15 protein-coding genes, 1 pseudogene and 1 riboswitch are annotated in these 17,705 nt (G+C 67.3%); of the genes and pseudogenes, 4 read left to right on the forward strand and 12 right to left on the reverse strand.

What is annotated here, in order from left to right; translation table 11 throughout:
- Positions 1–42: 42 nt before the first annotated feature.
- From atzF to ACLE20_RS04195, 7 genes are all read right to left on the reverse strand, one after another.
- Complete coding sequence (gene atzF, locus ACLE20_RS04165; RefSeq protein ID WP_410938957.1) at positions 43–1,854, reverse strand: allophanate hydrolase; 1,812 nt, start codon at positions 1,852–1,854, stop codon at positions 43–45.
- Positions 1,854–5,387 carry an urea carboxylase gene (gene uca, locus ACLE20_RS04170; protein WP_410938958.1) on the reverse strand — a complete coding sequence of 1,178 codons (3,534 nt, stop codon included), beginning with the start codon at positions 5,385–5,387 and terminating at the stop codon, positions 1,854–1,856. The genes atzF and uca overlap by 1 nt, the downstream gene beginning before the upstream one ends.
- Positions 5,388–5,391: 4 nt before the next feature.
- On the reverse strand, positions 5,392–6,042 hold the full coding sequence (locus ACLE20_RS04175) for an urea amidolyase associated protein UAAP2 (RefSeq protein ID WP_410938959.1): 651 nt from the start codon (positions 6,040–6,042) through the stop codon (positions 5,392–5,394).
- Positions 6,043–6,055: 13 nt separating this feature from the next.
- On the reverse strand, positions 6,056–6,880 hold the full coding sequence (locus ACLE20_RS04180) for an urea amidolyase associated protein UAAP1 (RefSeq protein ID WP_410938960.1): 825 nt from the start codon (positions 6,878–6,880) through the stop codon (positions 6,056–6,058).
- A 340-nt stretch (positions 6,881–7,220) separates the two neighbouring features.
- Entirely contained in the window at positions 7,221–7,964 is a 744-nt protein-coding gene (locus ACLE20_RS04185) for an ABC transporter ATP-binding protein (RefSeq protein WP_410938961.1), read from the reverse strand.
- The gene (locus tag ACLE20_RS04190) at positions 7,961–8,779 is read right to left on the reverse strand and encodes an ABC transporter permease (protein ID WP_410938962.1); all 819 of its coding nucleotides are present in this window, start codon (positions 8,777–8,779) and stop codon (positions 7,961–7,963) included. Before ACLE20_RS04190 ends, ACLE20_RS04185 begins: the two co-directional genes overlap by 4 nt.
- 84 nt (positions 8,780–8,863) lie before the next feature.
- The gene (locus tag ACLE20_RS04195) at positions 8,864–9,937 is read right to left on the reverse strand and encodes a putative urea ABC transporter substrate-binding protein (protein WP_410938963.1); all 1,074 of its coding nucleotides are present in this window, start codon (positions 9,935–9,937) and stop codon (positions 8,864–8,866) included.
- A 73-nt stretch (positions 9,938–10,010) separates the two neighbouring features.
- Positions 10,011–10,123: riboswitch (guanidine-I (ykkC/yxkD leader) on the reverse strand.
- A 225-nt stretch (positions 10,124–10,348) separates the two neighbouring features.
- Here ACLE20_RS04195 and ACLE20_RS04200 point away from each other — a divergent pair.
- Entirely contained in the window at positions 10,349–10,678 is a 330-nt protein-coding gene (locus ACLE20_RS04200; RefSeq protein WP_410938964.1) for a hypothetical protein, read from the forward strand.
- A 15-nt stretch (positions 10,679–10,693) separates the two neighbouring features.
- Here ACLE20_RS04200 and ACLE20_RS04205 read toward each other — a convergent pair whose 3' ends face one another.
- Together ACLE20_RS04205 and ACLE20_RS04210 are read right to left on the reverse strand one after the other, a co-directional pair.
- Positions 10,694–12,097 carry a sensor histidine kinase gene (locus ACLE20_RS04205; protein WP_410938965.1) on the reverse strand — a complete coding sequence of 468 codons (1,404 nt, stop codon included), beginning with the start codon at positions 12,095–12,097 and terminating at the stop codon, positions 10,694–10,696.
- A 3-nt stretch (positions 12,098–12,100) separates the two neighbouring features.
- Entirely contained in the window at positions 12,101–12,766 is a 666-nt protein-coding gene (locus ACLE20_RS04210) for a response regulator transcription factor (RefSeq protein WP_410938966.1), read from the reverse strand.
- A 309-nt stretch (positions 12,767–13,075) separates the two neighbouring features.
- On the opposite strand from ACLE20_RS04210, the pseudogene ACLE20_RS04215 reads away from it, so the two are divergent.
- The 3 genes and pseudogenes from ACLE20_RS04215 to ACLE20_RS04225 all read left to right on the forward strand — a co-directional run.
- Positions 13,076–13,459 (forward strand): annotated as a pseudogene (locus ACLE20_RS04215) (hypothetical protein); the annotation flags it as partial.
- 468 nt (positions 13,460–13,927) lie between these two features.
- The gene (locus tag ACLE20_RS04220; protein ID WP_410938967.1) at positions 13,928–14,647 is read left to right on the forward strand and encodes a helix-turn-helix transcriptional regulator; all 720 of its coding nucleotides are present in this window, start codon (positions 13,928–13,930) and stop codon (positions 14,645–14,647) included.
- 136 nt (positions 14,648–14,783) lie between these two features.
- Positions 14,784–15,158, forward strand: coding sequence for a DUF1330 domain-containing protein (locus ACLE20_RS04225; protein ID WP_410938968.1), 375 nt, complete (start codon positions 14,784–14,786; stop codon positions 15,156–15,158).
- 65 nt (positions 15,159–15,223) lie between these two features.
- Here the strand turns inward: ACLE20_RS04225 and ACLE20_RS04230 are convergent, their stop codons facing one another.
- From ACLE20_RS04230 to ACLE20_RS04240, 3 genes are read right to left on the reverse strand one after another with little or no spacing between them, the layout of a single operon-like run.
- Positions 15,224–16,513, reverse strand: a complete 1,290-nt coding sequence (locus ACLE20_RS04230) for an FtsX-like permease family protein (protein WP_410938969.1) — start codon at positions 16,511–16,513, stop codon at positions 15,224–15,226.
- Positions 16,510–17,199, reverse strand: a complete 690-nt coding sequence (locus ACLE20_RS04235) for an ABC transporter ATP-binding protein (protein ID WP_410938970.1) — start codon at positions 17,197–17,199, stop codon at positions 16,510–16,512. The genes ACLE20_RS04230 and ACLE20_RS04235 overlap by 4 nt, the downstream gene beginning before the upstream one ends.
- A gap of 8 nt (positions 17,200–17,207) precedes the next feature.
- The gene (locus ACLE20_RS04240) at positions 17,208–17,663 is read right to left on the reverse strand and encodes a hypothetical protein (RefSeq protein ID WP_410938971.1); all 456 of its coding nucleotides are present in this window, start codon (positions 17,661–17,663) and stop codon (positions 17,208–17,210) included.
- Between the last annotated feature and the right edge of the window lie 42 nt (positions 17,664–17,705).

Genomic DNA, 17,705 nt, shown 5'->3' on the forward strand with positions numbered 1-17,705 from the left:
GCAGGGTCAAGAGCGCCTTCAATGTGGAGCGCAGGCGCGGGCTCATTCGGCAGCCCGCAGCTGGTCGACATAGGCGCGCCAGCCGCCGAGCACGGTAATTTCTTCCGCACCCTCCAGTGCATGCGCCTCACAGAGGAAGCCGGAGACGCGGCTGCCATCCTCGAGCTCCACCTTGCCGATGCCGAGCGGCGCCGGGATATTCTGCACGAAGCGACCGAAGGCTGCGGGCGGAATACGCCAGAGTTCCACCTCGAGCCCCTCTCCCCGATAGCCGGGATCGCGGACCAGGCCAGGCTTCGGCGGCACCGTGGCTGGCAGGACATAGAGCCGGTAGTCGCCGGCCGTGCGGCAGCGGCGCACGAGACGGCCGCCGGGGGCGGTCAGCTCGTGATTGAGGGGCATGCCGGTCAGATGCGCGCCGACGACCAGGATCGGCACCAGCCCATCCTCTGCCGCCGCAACCTTCGAGGCCTCCGGCAGGACGGCCGTGCGATCGATGCCCATGCCGGACGCGAGCGCGCGGTGCAGAGCATCGGCAAAGGGCGCCAGCGCATCGTCGCTGAAGGCCGGGCCGAACAGGGTGACACCAGCCGGCAGATGTCCGCCCTTGTCGAAGCCGGCTGGGACGGCGATCGCCGCATAGCCGAAGAGATTGGCAAAGTTTGTGTAGCGGCCGAAATGCGCATTGCGCAGGATCGGCTCGGCCAGCATCTCCTCGACGGTATAGGTCGTGGGCGAAGTCGGCAGCATCAGCATGTCGACCTTTGCCCACTCAACAAGCGTCTTCTGCCGCAGCGCCTCCAAACGGTAGCGGCCCTCGAAGGCATCGACGGCATCATAGGCGCTGGCCCCCTCGATGATCTGGCGCACCGTCGGGTCGAAATCCTCTGCATGGGTCGCGATAAAATCCTTGACCGCCGCCATGCGCTCGGCCACCCAGGGGCCGTTATAGAGAAGCTCGGCTGCCTGGCGGAACGGCACATAGTCGAAGGGCACGATCGTGGCGCCCAGCGCTTTGGCGCGTTCGATCGCGGTGTCATAGAGCGCCTCATAGGCCGCGTTGCCGAAGAATTCCCGCTCCGGCCCATCGAGCACCCCGATTCTCAGCCCGGCCGAGGGCAGAGTTGCCGGTTCGGCCCGACGGGAGAAGGGATCGCCGGCATCATAGCCGTCCATCACCCGGCGCACCGCCGTGCCATCCCCTACCGTCGCGGCAAAGACCGTGACGACATCGACCGAGCGGCAGGCCGGCACCACCCCGACATTCGGCACCAGACCCGGCGTCGGCTTGATGCCGACGATATTGTTGAAGGCGGCCGGCACGCGGCCGGAGCCCGCCGTATCCGTGCCGAGCGCGAAACTCGCCAGCCCCGCCGCAACCGCCACCGCCGAGCCGGAGGACGAGCCGCCCGAAACATACGCCGCATCGAAGACGGAGCGCGGCGCGCCGTAGGGGGAACGCGTGCCGTTCAGGCCTGTGGCGAACTGGTCGAGATTGGTCTTGCCGATCACCAGCGCGCCGGCCGCCCTGAGCCGAGCGACGACTGTCGCGTCGGCGGCGGGATCATAAGCAAAGGCTGGGCAGGCCGCGGTCGTCGGCAGGCCGGCGACATCGATATTGTCCTTGACCGCAAAGGGCACGCCCCAGAGCGGCAGGCTGTTGGCCTCCGGCGCGCGCGCGAGCAGCGCCCGGGCCTCCGCCCGCAGCGTCTCGGCCGGCGTGACCGTGATGAAGATCGCCGGATCCTTGGAGGCCGCGATGCGCGCCAGCACCGCCTCGACGAGGTCGAGAGGCGTGGCACCCTTCGCATAGGTGGCTTTGAGCGAGGAGAGATCGAGAATGGTGGGGAACATCAGGCATCCTCCAGAACGACCAGCACATCGCCGGCCTTGACGTTTCGGCCCGGGCCGGCGCGCAGATCGCGAATGCGGCCGGGGGCATGGGCGGTGACGGTGATTTCCATCTTCATGGATTCGATAATGGCCAGCGTCTGGCCGGCGGCAACCTCTTCGCCCTCTTCGACCAGCACTTTCCAGACGCTGCCGGGAACAGCGCTCTCGACGCCGAAGCAGCCGGGCGGGATCGCCTCTGCCGGCGCACCGGCGGCCGCCTCGTCGGTGACGAAACTGTCGAGGCCCTGCTCCTTCCAGCGCTGGCGCTCCGCCTCGAAGGCGGCCTGCTGGCCGGCCTTGAAGCGGCCGATCTCCGCGGCCTGGGCGGCAATGCCGGCCTCGTAGTCGGCATAGGAGAAGCGGCCTTCCTCGATGCGGATCGGATAGCCGCCATGGGGAAAGGCGGCGCGGGCCTCGGTCAGTTCCTCATGGGAAACGGGGAAGAAGCGGACCTGATCGAAGAAATCGAGCAGCCAGGGCTTGTCGCGGCGGAAGACCGGCGTCTGCCGCCAGCTGTTCCACATCTGGATGGTGCGGCCGAAGAGCTGATAGCCGCCGGGCCCCTCCATGCCGTAGATGCAGAGATAGGCGCCGCCGATGCCGACCGCATTTTCCGGCGTCCAGGTGCGCGCCGGATTGTACTTCGTCGTCACCAGTCGGTGACGCGGATCGAGCGGGGTGGCGACCGGTGCGCCGAGATAGACATCGCCGAGGCCCATGACGAGATAGGAGGCATCGAAGATCGTGTCCTTCACCGCCTGTTCGTCCGCAAGGCCGTTGATGCGGCGAATGAACTCGATGTTGGAGGGGCACCAGGGCGCATTGGGGCGCACGAGCTCCTGATATTTCCGCATGGCGAGCGCGGCTTCAGGATCGTTCCAGGAGAGCGGCAGCCAGACCGTGCGGCTCGGCACGATGACCGACCCGACCGAGGGCATGCCCGCCTCGATTTCGGAAAGCAGACCCAGCAACCGGGTGCGGGAGAGCTGCGTCTCGTCATAATGGATCTGCAGCGATCGGATGCCAGGCGTGAGATCGATCAGCCCCTTGAGCCGCGCCGCCTGGATCGCCTGCATCAAGAGATGCACCCTGAGCCTGAGGCCGATATCGAGCTGCATCGGCCCATATTCGACCAGGAGATTGGCATCGCCCTGGCGACGATAGACCACCGGCACTTCGCCGTCGCGGCGCGCAACGATGGGCGATCCGGCGGGCTCCTTCAGCCTTTTGACGACCGGGCCGGCCACGGGGTCCTTCGGCCGGGCGAGCGGGTGGAAGCGGATGCGGTCGCCCGGCTTGAACTGGCCCATCTTCCACTGTTCGTCGGCCGCGATCACCGCCGGGCAGACGAACCCTCCAAGCGAAGGCCCGTCCGGCCCGAGGATGATCGGCATGTCGCCGGTGAAATCGATGGCGCCGATCGCGTAGGCATTGTCATGCAGGTTGGAAGGGTGGAGCCCCGCCTCGCCGCCATCGGCGCGCGCCCATTTCGGCGCCGGCCCGATGATGCGTACGCCGGTGCGGGCCGAGTTGAAGTGGACCTCATATTCGGTCGAAAACAGCGTCTCGATATCGTCCTCGAGGAAGAAATCCGGCGCGCCATGCGGGCCATAGACCACGCCCACCGACCAGTCATGGGTGAGCGGCGCCGGTGCCTCTGCCGGCTTGACGCCCGTCTGCGGCGCGCGGGCGAGGCGCAGCACCTGGCCGGCCCGCAGCGTGCCGGTGGCATGGCCGCCGAACTGGCCGAGGCCGAAAGTGGCGCGCGAGCCGAGCATGACCGGCGCGGCGAAGCCGCCTTCCACCGCCAGATAGGCGCGCTGGCCCGGCCCGGAGATCGTACCGATCGAAAGCGTTTGCCCGGCCTTCACGGCAATCGCCGTCTCATGCCGCACGGGCACGCCATCGATCGTCATCGGCATGTGCGCGCCGGAGAGCGCCAGGGTGACATCGGCGAAGACCTTGAGAACCGGGCCGGAGACGGTGAGCTCCAGCGCCGCGGTGTCGTCGTGGTTGCCGACCAACCGGTTGGCGTGGCGGAAAGAGCGCGCGTCCATCGGCCCGCTGGGCGGCACGCCGACATGCCAGAGGCCGAGGCGGCCCGGCAGCTCCTGCAGGCTCGATTGCGTGCCCGCCGCGATCACCTCGATGATGTCGGGCACGAAGGCGAAGTCCTTGAGCGCCGTTGTCGCAACCGCGCCGCTTGCCAGCAGATCCGAGGCGGCAATGGCCTTCAGATAATCGAGATTGGTCTCGATGCCGGAGATGGCCGTGTCCTCGAGCGCCGCCTGGAGCGCGGCGATGGCCGCTTCGCGGCTTTCCCCCGTCACGATGATCTTGGCGAGCATCGGGTCATAGAAGGGGGTCACCTCCGTGCCGGTCTCGATCCAGCCATCGACACGGGCCTGTTCGGGCAATTTCACCTCGGTGAGCAGGCCGGCACTCGGCCGGAAATCGGCATGCGGCATCTCCGCATAGAGCCGCGCCTCGATCGCCGCGCCCTTGGAAGCGAGCGGACCCGCGCTCTCCAGCACATCCTCGCCCGCCGCCTGGCGGATCATCCATTCCACCAGATCGATGCCAAACACCGCCTCGGTGACCGGATGCTCGACCTGCAGGCGCGTATTCACTTCGAGGAAATAGAACTCCTCGCGCGCCGGGTCGTAGATGAACTCCACCGTACCGGCCGAGCGGTAGGCGACCGAGCGGCCGAGCGAGACGGCCGCCGCATGCAGCCGCGCCCGCACCGCATCGGAGAGACCGGGGGCCGGCGTCTCCTCGATGACCTTCTGGTTGCGCCGCTGCAGCGAACAATCCCGCTCGCCGAGCGCGATGACATGGCCCTTTCCATCGCCGAAGATTTGCACCTCGACATGGCGGGCCTTGGAGACGAAGCGTTCCAGATAGACCCGCGCATCGCCGAAGCTGGCCTTGGCCGTCCGCTGGACGGTGTCGAAGGCGCTGGCGAGCGCGGCGGCATCGGCGCAGAGCTGCATGCCGATGCCGCCGCCGCCCGCGGTTGATTTCAGCATCACCGGATAGCCGACCCGCTCAGCGGCCAAGAGCGCCTCTTCCCCGGAGGAGAGGAGGTCCGACCCCGGCAGAAGTGGCACGCCGCTTTCCTCGGCGAGCGCCCGTGCCGTATGCTTGAGCCCGAAGGCCGCGATATTCTCCGGGCTCGGGCCGATGAACGCGATGCCTTCGGCGGCCAGGCGCTCGGCAAAACCGATATTCTCCGACAGGAAACCATAGCCCGGATGAATGGCCTCCGCCCCCGTCTCCTTGCAGGCAGAAATCACCGCCTCGACATTCAAATAGCTCTCGGCGGCCGGCGCCGGGCCCAGCCGCACCGCCTCGTCCGCGAGCCGCGTGGCGGCGGCGAAGCGATCGGCATCCGAATAGACCGCCACCGAGGCGATCCCCATGCGCCGGAGCGTGCGGATGACGCGCACGGCAATCTCGCCCCGATTGGCGATCAGCACTTTTCTGAACATGGCCTCACGCCTCCCCGTTCCAGACGAGGACGCGCACGGGCGTCGGGTCAAAGCCGTTGCAGGGATTGTTGATCTGCGGGCAGTTGGAAATGACGAGCAGCACGTCCATCTCCGCGACGAGCTCGACATAATCGCCGGGCGCGGAAATGCCGTCGACGATGGTCATCTCGCCGGAGGGCGTGATCGGCACGTTCATGAAGAAATTGATGTTGGCCGGCACATCGCGCTTGCTCATACCGTATCGCGCGACTTCGGCGACGAAATTGTCGCGGCAGGCATGGAGATATCTGGTCGCCTGGCCGAAGCGCACCGTGTTGCTCTCGCAGGAGCAGGCACCGGCCGAGGTGTCGTGGCGTCCGCAGCTGTCGGCCGTCATCCGCAGCATCACCCGGCCTTCGCTCGACATGATGCGGGTGCCGGTGGTGATATAGGCCGCATTCTGGGCGCGCATGGTCTCCTGGTTCGAATAGCGCTCGCCCGTATCCGCGGCGTTGTAGAACAGCGTGTCGATCGCCTGCTGGCCATAGCTGTCCTCGATGCGCAGCAGCTGGCCCTTGCGGATGAGGGTGGAGAAGGGCCGTTCGGCGGCGATCTCGTGCACGGCAACGGCGGTCTCCGGCGTGCGGGCGGGGTGGGTTTCGATAAATCCTGTCATGGTTCGTCCTCCCTCAGAGTGTCGCCAGCGCGTTATTCTCGAACCCGCGGACCGCCTCGGCCGTCGCGGTCCGGCAAAGGTCGTCCTCTGGCACCGGCACCGCAGCAAGCCGGGTGAGCGAGACCGGGTTGGGCGCATAGGCGGGATTGGGGTCGAGCGGATGCGGGCAGTTTGAGAGCCCGAGCGTCAGGTCCATCTCGGCCCGGAGCTCCACATAATCGGCGCCGTTGAGCAGGCCGGCGTTCCAGAAGAACCGACCCCCCTCATCGACGCGAACAGGCGAGAACAGGCTCAGCGCGCCTGGAATATCGCGCCGGTCGAGCCCGAGCTTCATCGTCAGCTTGACGAAATTGTCCCGCGTGTCGCGCAGCGGCGCGCCGACCGGGCTCTCGTAACGCTGGTTGCTCGCTTCCGTGGAGCCGCCGATGAGAGCATCATGGGCGCCGCAAGAATCCTCGGTGATCGACAGCATGACACGGCCCATGTCGGAGAAGAGCACGCGGCCCTTGGCGAGCGCGGTGGTCCACTGGACCTTCACCGTATCGGCGAGATTCAGCCGCTCGGATGGGTCTGCCGCGCTCCAGGCGATCAGCGCGACGGAGGAGAAGCCCTGGTCGAGGCTGATGCGCAGCACCTCCCCGGTTTTCAGCCGCAGCGCGTGGTACCAGCCGCCCGGCAGCGTCTCGCGGTGAAGCACCCGCGCCTCGTCGACCGGCGGCGCCGGCAGCGGGCTCGGCTCTGGCAGCGCCTTCGGCGCGAAACTCAAGCCCCGTCTCTGGTGGTCCTCATAGCGCGCGCGATTGGCGGCAATCTCTTCGGGCGATCGTCTGATGTGCATGGCTCTCTCCATGGCCTTGGTCTCGTCGGGTCGTCCCGGTTTCGTCCTTCCCACACCGGGTCGTCCCGGCGGGGCTTTTCAGTCGTGTCCAGTTCTCAAGCGGAGGCGACAAAACCCCCTCTGGGCTGCCGCCCATCTCCCCCACAAGGGGGGAGAGACCAGGAGGCGAACGATTGCCCAGCCATCTTCTGTTGCCGCACCAACGACGCGGTCCGCGAGGGAGCGAGACCGATGCCGCCCGGTCTCTCCCCCCTTGTGGGGGAGATGGCCGGCAGGCCAGAGGGGGTTTTCCTTGCGACCGAAGTTCTGACACCGCATCGCTCCATCAAACCTCCACCCCTCACGCCACCTTCCCCGCCAGCCGCGGGGGCCAGATCTCGATGTCGCGGGTGATGGTGGCGCCGTAGCGGAGTTTCTCCTCCGGCCGGTCGCGCGGGCGCTCGAAAGCGACGACGCGGGTGGCGAGCGTGAAGGCCTCGCGCATGTCGTGGGTGACCATGACCACCGTCATCGGCGTCTCGTTCCACAGCCGCTTCATCAGCTGGTGGATATCGCGGCGGATGCCGGGGTCGAGCGCGCCGAAGGGCTCATCGAGGAGCAGCACCTTGGGCCGCATGATCAGCGCCTGAGCGAGCGCCAGGCGCTGCTGCATGCCGCCGGACAGCTGAGCCGGATATTTCTCCTCAGCACCGGCGAGCCCGACCTCGGCGATCATTGCCCGCGCCTCTTCGATCGCGGCGCGGCGCGCGGCGCCGAACAGCCGGCCGGTGATCTTGGCCGCGGTGAGCTCGCGGCCGATCAGGACATTGCCGAGCACGGTCAGATGCGGGAAGACCGAATAGCGCTGGAAGACGACGCCGCGGTCGGGCCCCGGCTCGCTTGCCAGAGGCGCGCCGTCGAGGAGGATGGTGCCGCGCGTCGGCTTCTCCTGGCCGAGCAGCATGCGCAGGAAGGTGGTCTTGCCGCAGCCGGACGGCCCGACCAGCGCCACGAAGGCGCGCGACGCGATTTCGATCGAGACATTCTCCAGCACGATTTGGTCGCCATATTCCTTCCAGACCTTGTCGATGACGATCGCGCTCATGCCTTGCCCTCCAGCACATCCCAGGGGAAAACGGCGCGGCGCAGACGGTCGAGCAGAAAATCGGTGAGGACCGCGATGAGCGTGATCCAGACGACATAGGGAAAGATGACATCCATCGAGAGATAGCGGCGGACGAGGAAGATGCGGTAGCCGAGGCCCGAATCCGACGAGATCGCCTCCGCCGCGATGAGGAAGAGCCAGGCAGGGCCAAGCTGCAGCCGCAGGCAGGTGATGAGCCGCGGCAGGATCTGCGGCAGGACGACGCGCAGCGCGATCTGCCAGGAATTGCCGCCGAGCGTCTCGGCCTTGATGATCTGCTCGCGCGGCAGCTCGATCGCCTTGAAGGCGAGATCGCGGACCATGACCGGTGCGACGCCGATGACGATCAGCGCGATCTTCGACACCTCGCCGAGGCCGAGCGCGATGAAGAGGATGGGTAGCAGCGCCAGCGGCGGCACCATGCAGATGGCGGCGACGAAGGCGGAGAGCGCAGAGCGCGCATAGGGCAGCATGCCGATCAGCATGCCGAGCGTAAGCGCAATCAGCGTGGCAATGCCGAGGCCGGAGAAGAGGCGGATCAGGCTCGCCACCGTATCGCTCACGAGCAGGATATCGCCGGTGCGCGGATCTGGAATGAAGGCAAGGCGGTTGATCGCCTCGGCGAAGCCGGCGAGCCCGGGAAGCAGCTTGTCATTGGCATTTTCCGCGAGCCGGGCGGTCGAGCCGACCGTATAGGCGATGAGCAGCGCGGCGAAGGGCAGGCTCGCTAAGGCGAGCCGCATGCCGCTCGACGGGCGGGAATTGATCCAGCGCATGGCTGCAGTCTCCATCGGTCGGGCGCAAGCCTGTCAGGACGAGAAGCCGGGCGCCACCGCCCGGCCGTGGAGGTCGAGAGGTGCCTAGAGGGTGCCCTTGGCGGCAAGGTCCATGAACTCGGTGGTGAAGCGGAACTTGACATTGGCGGGATCGCCCTGCGTGCTGCCATCGGGGAAGGTGATGCCGATCACATCGGCCGAGGGCGCGCCGCTGCCGAGCAGGCCCTTGGCGAAAAGGAAGGTGCGTACCTTCTCCATGGTCTTCGGCAGGTCCGGCGAGGCGGTGAAGGCAACCGCATCTGCGGCCTTGTCGAACAGCCGTGTCGCGGCCATCTGGGCCTCGAAGCCCTTGAGGTCGGTGCCGGAATTCTTGCCCATCTCCGCCCGCGCGGCCTCGCCTTCCGGCGTCTTGGCGGTCATCAGCGCCATGGTCTCGTACCAGATGCCGGCCAGCGCCTTGCCGAAAGCGGGGTTGTCCTTGAGCACATCCGTATGCGCCACCATCAGGTCGATGATCTCGCCGGGGATCTGCGAGCTGTCATAGACCTTCTTGGCGGAGGGATTTTCGAGGATGGTGGACACGAGCGGGTTCCAGGTGACGACGGCGGTCACATCCGGTGTCTGATAGGCGGCGACGAGATCGGCATCGGAGGTGTTGACCACCTTCACATCGCGCTCCGAAGCGCCGATGCTGTCGAGCGCCCGGGCCAGCAGGAAGTGCGACACGGAAAACTCGACGAGATTGACCGGCTGGTCCTTGATGTCGGCCAAACTCGCCTTGTCCTTGAGGATGACGGCGTCATTGCCGTTCGAGAAATCGCCGACGATGACGGCGGTCGTATCGACCCCGCCGGCGGCGGGAATGGAGAGGCCGTCGACATTGGCAAGCGTCACCGCATCGAAGGCGCCGGCCGTGTACTGGTTCATCGATTCGACGTAGTCGTTGAACTGCGTGACCTCGATCGTCAGCCCGTATTTGTCGGCCCACTTCTTCACGATGCCGTGGTCATTGGCATAGCCCCAGGGCATCCAGCCGACATAGATCGACCAGGCGACCTTGAAGTCGGTCTTCGGTGCGGCCGCGGCCGGGGCGAGGCTCCCAAGAACCAGGGACGCGGCGAAGGCGCCGATGGAGAGGATCTTTCGGACAGTCTGCATTGGCATTCCCCTTTTGCTTTTTTCCAAAAAGGGATCGGCACAGACCAACGCCGCCAATCCCTTGGCTAACGAGGTCTCCCGGGCTTTTATCCCGCCGTGCACCCGGGCGGACTGTCTCCCCGCCAGGTGGCTGCTCTCGGACCAGCACATGCGCACCCGCATGCCGGAACCCTAGCGGCCAAACTCTGATCTTAACGATGCAAGGCATATGCCAGACCGGAATTCTCTACTGCCACGGCGCTTCATGCATACAAGAGACGGCTCACTGCCACATAAAGATGCAGCCGGGTGACGATGCGATGAATTTCTGCACAGGGTTGGGCTGCGAGACCTGAGCCGTTCGTGGACGAGTCTCGAGAGCGGACTATCTCACATGGTCAAGCGCAAGACGTGCGATGGAAGGAAGCGAGCATGATCGACTGGACCTATATCCAGGCCAATTTCGACTGGCTCGGCCATATTGTCGAGGCGCTGTGCATTGCGGCCGTCGTCGGGCTGTTCTTCTGCCTCGTCTTCGAGCGGCGGGTGGCGGTGCTGATGGGCCTTGCCTTTGCGGCCGGCCATTTCCACGGGCGGGAGAAGCGCGACTACGAGGTGAGCGTACACATGGCGCCGCCGCATCTCGAAGCCTACAAGATGTGGCGCTGGTCCTTCGACCAGATGACCGACTTCTGGCCGACCGCCATCGTGCTCTTCCTGCTGGCCGTTCTCTTCTACCGCTGGCAGCGCAGACGAGGGTGAGGTGGATTCCGCCTCTCAGCCCCGCGCGAGCGGCAGGGTGAGGCAGGCTTTCAGCCCCTCGCCGCTCGGTGTCGCCTCCACCAGGCGCAGATCGCCGCCATAGAGGTCGGCCAGTTCCTTGACGATGGTCAGCCCGAAGCCATGGCCCTGAATGCGTTCGTCCTCGCGTACCCCCGGCAGCAACACCGCCTCGCGGCGATCCTGCGGAATGCCCGGCCCGTCATCGGCGATACCGATCTCCACCATCCGGCCCGAGGCAACGGCAGAGAGGGCGACGCGGCTCCTCGCCCATTTGAAGGCGTTGTCGATCAGATTGCCGAGCATCTCCTCGACATCCTTCTCGTCGCAGGCGACGGCGAGCGTGCCATCGACCGCGATCGAAACATCGAGCGGCCGATCCGCGTGCAACCGGCTCATGATGGTCGCAAGTTCGCGGAGCGTCGGCTCCAGCGGCGTGCGCAGTCCCTCGCCGCCGCCCATGGCGCGCCGGGCGGCGGCCAGATGGTGGCGAATGCGCTGGTCGATGCGCCCGACCAGGCCCCTAAGCGCGCCGTCCGGATCATTCCCCTCTGCCAGCGCCAGACTGAGGCTGGCGACCGGCGTCTTCAGCGCATGGGCGAGATTGGCGAAATGCAGCCGGGTGGCAGCGAGCCGCTCCTCGTTCTGGGCGAGCAGGGCATTGGTCTTCAGCGCCAGCGGGCGAAGCTCGCCGACCAGCGGGTCGGGCAGCCGCTCGATCCGCCCTTCGCCCACGGCCTCCAGATCGCGCACCATGGTCCGGAGCGGCCGCAGGCCATAGCGCACCTGCGCCGCCGTGCCGGCCAAGAGCACCAGGCCAAGCGCCAGCATGCAGGGCGCGAGCCAGGTGATGGCCCGCACCGCCGGTTCGCTCAGCGCCCATTGCGGTGCGACGGCGGCGATGGTGACCGGCCGGCCGTCGACGAGGCGCGTGGCGACCCGCAGATGCAGCGCGCCGCCCGGCCCGTCGAGATCGGCCGGACGCGGTCGCCCTGGCTGATCCGCCGGCCCCGCCGGGCCGCGCCCGCCGCCCGGCGGCCCCCGGTCCCGCCGCGCGCCCTGCTGGGCGTCCGCCAGATCCAGCCGCCGCGGCCCCAGCGAGCGCGAGGCGAGCACGCTTCCGCCCGCCTCGATCTGCCAGGCCCAACCGGAGCGCGGCCGGTCGAAGGGCGGACCGTCGAGCGGCACGGCAAGCAAGAGCACGCCGTCGGGAGCGATGACGAGGGCCGCCTCCAGCGCGTCGATCTGGCTGTCCAGCCGCCGGTCGATTTCCTCGCGCATCACCGTCTGCATGACCAGCCAGAGGATGAGCACCGCGACAAGCAGCGCGGCGCTGACGAAGACGGCGGAAAAGACCAGGAGGCGACGGGCGATCGAGCCGGTGCGGACGGCGTTTTCCATCTCTTATCCCTCCCCGGCCGTCAGCCTGTAGCCGCGGCCACGCACGGTTTCGATATGGTCGGCGCCGATCTTCTTGCGCAGCCGGGCGATGATGACCTCGATCGAGTTGGAATCGGTCTCGACATCGCCCTCATAGACCCGCTCGATCAGGTCGCGCCGCTCGACCACCGTCTCGCCGCGCAGGATCAGGCAGGAGAGCACGCGATGTTCGAGCGCGGTGAGCTTGAGCGGAAAGCCATCGCGCTCGAAGGTGCCGAGCTGCGCGTCGAAGGTGAGCGGGCCGCAGGTGACCCGCGCGGCGGCATGGCCGGAGGCGCGGCGGATGAGCGCCCGCAGGCGCAGCACGAGCTCTTCCACGCGAAAGGGCTTGGCCAGGAAATCATCCGCACCGGCACGGAAGCTCGCCACCTTGTCCGGCCAGCCGTCGCGGGCGGTGAGCACCAGAACGGGCAGCGAGCGCCCCTCCTCCCGCCAGCCTTTGAGCACCGAGACACCATCGAGCTTCGGCAGGCCGAGATCGAGAACGGCTACGTCGAACAGCTCCGTGGAGCCGAGATGCAGCGCATCCTCGCCATTGCGGGCGAGGTCGACGACGAATTTTTCCGCCCTCAGAGCCGCTGCGATTCGCTGGGCGAGATCGTCGTCATCCTCGACAAGAAGAACACGCATCACACACTCCCACGATGGCTGGCGCCGCGCGCCGAGGATTATGGCGGAGCTAAGCGCGCCTGCCTGACCGGCAAGGGTTCATTGCACGAAGCTCAGAGAAATCGGCCCTCCTATAGGCGAGATGGCTGAACTCAATCTGAACCGCGGGGTTCAGCGGGCGGCCGGGCCGGTCTTGCTAGAAGGGTGGTCATGGCGGCGGAAATCACTCCGCCACCCCGAAGGAGACGGCACATGACCGACTTGAACAGCGTGAACGATGACACTCCGAAGGCCGAGCCCATGGGCCCAAGGGGCCCGAAGGGGCCGCATATGCCGCGCCGAGCCCTCGCCGGCGTCGCCGCCATCGCGGTCCTGGCGCTCGGCGTCGCCGGCGGCGCCGGCGCGGTGAAGCTGATGGGTCCGCAGGTGGAAATGGCGCCGCTCGCCCCGGTCGCGATTGCCGCCCTGCCGCAGGACACGATCGTGACCATCAAGGGCACGGTGGCCGAGATCTTCGGCAACAAGTTCGTCCTGCAGGATGAGACGGGCCGCATGCTGGTGGAGACCGGACGGGCGGGCGAGGGCGGCAGGCTGGTGGCCAAGGATCAGCCGGTCACAGTCCAGGGCCGCTTCGATGACGGCTTCCTCAAGGCGAGCTACATCGTCTACCCCGATGGGCGCACGGAAGCGATCGGCCCGGCCGGCGGCCCGCCACGGGGGCCCGGCGAAGAAGGCCCTGGCCCGAAGCATGGACCGCATGGCCCCAAGCATGGCGGCCCGAAGGGTGGCCTTGAGCGCGCCGACCGCGGCCCCGAGGCAGGTCCCGGCCCTGCTGGGCCAGACCGTGGCGCACCGGATCTGGGCGGCCCACAGCCGGGCGGCCCGAAGGCGCCCGGCGAAGGTCCTCAGGGGAATGGGCCTGACGTTACCGGACCGCAGGATGGACCGCGCGCCGGCGAGCCGCGGCCGCCGGCGCCGCCCGCCCCCGCTGCCCCGACCGCGCCGGATGGCGCAACCGGCCGCAGCCTCTAACCGCCGGCCGCGAGCGGCTCCGCAGGTGCGCCAATCGGCCGCCTGCGGAACCGGGCGATCCGCCAGCCTCCTCGATTTCCGCTCGTGCCGCGGGCGGGAATCAGTCCAAGTGCAAGGGAGATCGAACAAAGGCGGGGAAGGAGCCGGTCCATGTCGAGAACCGTCCGCCTGTTTGACCTGATCGGTCTCCTGCGCGCGCGCCGACTGCCGGTCACGGCGCTCGAGCTCGCCAGAGAACTCGGCATTTCCGAGCGCAGCATCTATCGCGATATCGACACGCTGCGTTCGCTCGGCGCGTTGGTGGAGGGAGAGGCCGGCTTCGGCTATAGTCTCAGGGACGGCTTCTTCCTTCCCGAACTTGCCTTCTCCGACGATGAGCTCGATGCCCTGGTGCTCGGTCTCGGCTGGGTTCAGCAGCGGGGGGACCCCTCGCTCGTCAAGGCGAGCGGCAGCGCGCTCGCCAAGATCCTCGCCGCGAAGAGCCGGAAGACCGCCGAAAACCTCGACTCGCCCGCCCTTGTCACCGCCGCCTCCGCCTCGCAGCGCCTCGACCCGCCGCAGACCAAGGCGCTGCGCGAGGCGATCCGCGGCCAGCGCAAGGTGGCGATCCGCTATGAGGACGGACAGAGCGTGCGCACGGACCGCATCATCTGGCCGATCGCCATTGTCTATTTCGACGATGTTCGGGTGCTCGCCGCCTGGTGCGAGGAGAGAACCGCCTTCCGGCACTTTAGGCTCGACCGCATTACCGTCGCAACGCTACTCGATGAACGCTATCCTGGGCGGCGTCACGCCATCATCAAGCAGTGGCGCCAGCAGGATCGCGATTGGCGCGCGCTCCTGCCAGTTTCTGACAGTCCGCCACGGTAGATAATCTCCAGCGCCCGAACATGCGCATGTCCCGACGACGCGCGATTGCGTCGATCGGACATGCCGACGCGTGAACGGACGGTGCCTTTCGGGACGCCCCGCTTCGCGCCGGGGCGCTCCAAAAGAGGAGACACAGATGGTTGCCATTTCACCCGCCGCATTCGAGGCCTTTCTCGCCGAGCCGGACGACCGCCCGGTCATCATGCTCAACCTGCTCCGCTTCCTGCCCGATGGCGGCAAGGACCAGCATCGGCGCTATCTGAGGATGGCCGAGCCGATCCTCGCCCGCTTCGGCGCGCGCATCCTGTTTCGCGGAGATGGGCTGCCGGTGCTGACGGTCGGCGAGGAAGAGGGCTGGGACGCGGTTCTTCTGGTCGAATATCCGCACCGCTCGGCCTTCAAGGATATGGTCGCCGATCCGGAGTACCAACACGCCTTCGAGGTCGGCAAATCGGCCCTGGCCGACATCGTGCTGCAGCCCCTGATCCATTCCGCCAGCCTCGACGAGTAAGTTCCGCGCCGAAGGCGTCCGTTCAGGACGGGCGTCCTTCGGCGTGCTGGCCATGGCCCCGAGGTCTAGGCGCGCAGCGCTGCGGCCGGTGATTGACGATAGGCGACCAGGGCCGGCATGGCTGCCATCAGCGCGGCTGCGGCGAGAAGCAAGGCGGCGCTCGTCAGATCGCCGAGCGTGAAGGCGACCGGCAGATGCACGCCGCTTTCCGCCCGAAGCTGACTCGCGATCAGCTTGGCTGCCGCAAATCCGAGCCCATGGCCGAGGACGAGGCCGACGGAGAGCAGGAGGATCAGTTCCCCCCAGACGATGCCGAACACGGCCAGCCGCGGCGCCCCGAAGGCGCGCAATGCGCCGATCTGCCGGCGACGCTGCGCCACATGGACGACGGTGACGAGCAGAAGCGCGGCCGCAACGAGCACTTGCGCGCCGGCGGCGACATAAACGAGGATGCGGCGGGCATCGCCGAGCGTCGCATAAAGCCGGGTCAGCACTTCGCCGGGGAAAACGGCCAGCGTTCCCTCCTGCCGGTACCGCTGCCGCAGCTTGTAGGCATCGGCCACCGTCTTCGGCTTGACCAGCACCGCGGGCAGGCCTGGCAGATCGCCGGAGAACCGCTCGTCGAGTGCTGCATCGGCATCGATTCCGCCGTGATGATCATGATCCTCGTCAGCATCGGAACCTTCCGGATGATCATGCGGCCCCTCGGCGACGGCGCCGCCTGCGGCCTTCGCCTCATCGTCCTCATGCAGGCCGAGCCCGTGAACATGCCAGACTGCCTGGATCGGGACCAGGATCGCCCGGTCCCAGGCGGTGCCGGTGGCAGTCAGACGCCCCACCGCGCGATAGGCGACGCCGGCATGGTCGTGACCGCCCTCGCCCGCCAGCCCATGCATCGGCCGGATGATCGCGCCGAGCGCGATCGGCACGTCGGAGCCGAGAACCGCCTCGCCTTCCAGCGCGAAGACCTGCCCCTCGATGAAGCCGGAGGCTGTGCCGGCAATCAACGCTGTCGTGGTGCCGACGATCGGATAGCCCCTGAAATTGTCGCCGAAGCCGATCGGCGCCGCCCAGGCCACGCCGGGTTCGGCGATGAGCGCTTTCAGCACCGCACCCGGCATCAGCGGCAAGGGAGCGGCCTGCAGAAAGACCGAGGAGAGGACCAGCTGGGTTTCGCTGCCCGCCGCGCCGACCACCAGATCGTACTTGTCGGCCGCACGCGCCGAGCCGAGCCGCAGGGCACGCTCCTCCAGCGTCACCGTCACGCCAAGCGCCGTCGACAGCGCCACCAGGAGGACGATAACCAGAGCCGCCGCCCGATATTGCCGCAGATCGGCAAGGATAAATCCAATCATGGCCGTGCCTCCCGCAAAATGGGCTGATCGGATTGGATATGTCCGCCGGCTAGCGCGAGGGCGCGATCCAGCCGCGCGGTGAGGCGCTGGTCGTGGGAGACGACGATCAATGTCGCGGATTCGGCGACCGCGAGGTCGATCAGCAGGTCACCCACGGCTGCCGCACTGGCCTCGTCGAGGCTGGCAGTCGGCTCGTCGGCAATCAGCACTCCTGGCCGGCGCAGCAAGGCCCGCGCCACGGCAACGCGCTGCATTTCGCCGCGCGACAGGGTCTCGACCTTCTGCTCGGGCCGCGAGAGGCCGACCCGCTCCATCAGATCGCGCGCCCGTGGCTGCAGACCGCGATCGGCCCGGGCAAGCCGTGCCGGCAGGAGAATATTGTCGATCGCCGTCAGGCCGGGGAAGAGGTGGAAATCCTGCAGAACCAAACCGACATGCGAGGCCCGCCAGCGGTCGCGCGCGGCCTCGCCGAGCGCGGCAATATCGACTCCATCCCAGGCAACGGCGCCGGCCGTCGGGCGCTCCAGCCCGGTGATGGCGTTGACGAAGGTGCTTTTTCCAGAGCCCGAGGCTCCGGTGATCGCCAGCCGCGTTCCAGCCGCGATCTCAAATCGCGCAATGTCGAGGGCGGGCGTGGCGAGATCGGGAAAGCGGACGATGAGATTCTCGATCGAGAGTGACAGCATGTCGCCCCTCAGCCGACCTGGAACGAAGCATTCCTCAGCCTCAGCCGGCTGACGAAGCCGGTCTCGGGGTCGGTCCAGGACCCCATGTCCAGCGCGCCGGTGACCGAGATGGGCTCGCCGGGCGGGCCAAAGGTCTGCCGCTCGTTCAGATAGACGACGATGATATTGTCCGGCCAGTCGGCGTCGGATGAGCAGAAAGGGCAGAGCGCCATCGGGATTTCCGTCAGAACGAAAAATTGCGCTTCGGCCTTCAGCGGCGGTGCCATGAAGCCATTTACCGTCACTCGCTGACCAGCGAGCGTCTTGACCTTGTCGGAAAAACTTAAGCCGAGAACGCTGACCTTGCCATAGAGCTCATTGAAGCCGAGGCTCTCGGCGGCGCGGGCCGGCAGGGCGGCGACAAGCGGAAGCGCGGCGAACGCCTGTAGGATGTGGCGGCGACGTAGGTTGGAGGCTCGGGACATCGGGGGTTGCTCCCTTCAGAGAAGGGTCCGCGCGCGGTCCTA

The sequence above is a fragment of the Rhizobium sp. YIM 134829 genome (genome assembly GCF_046546455.1).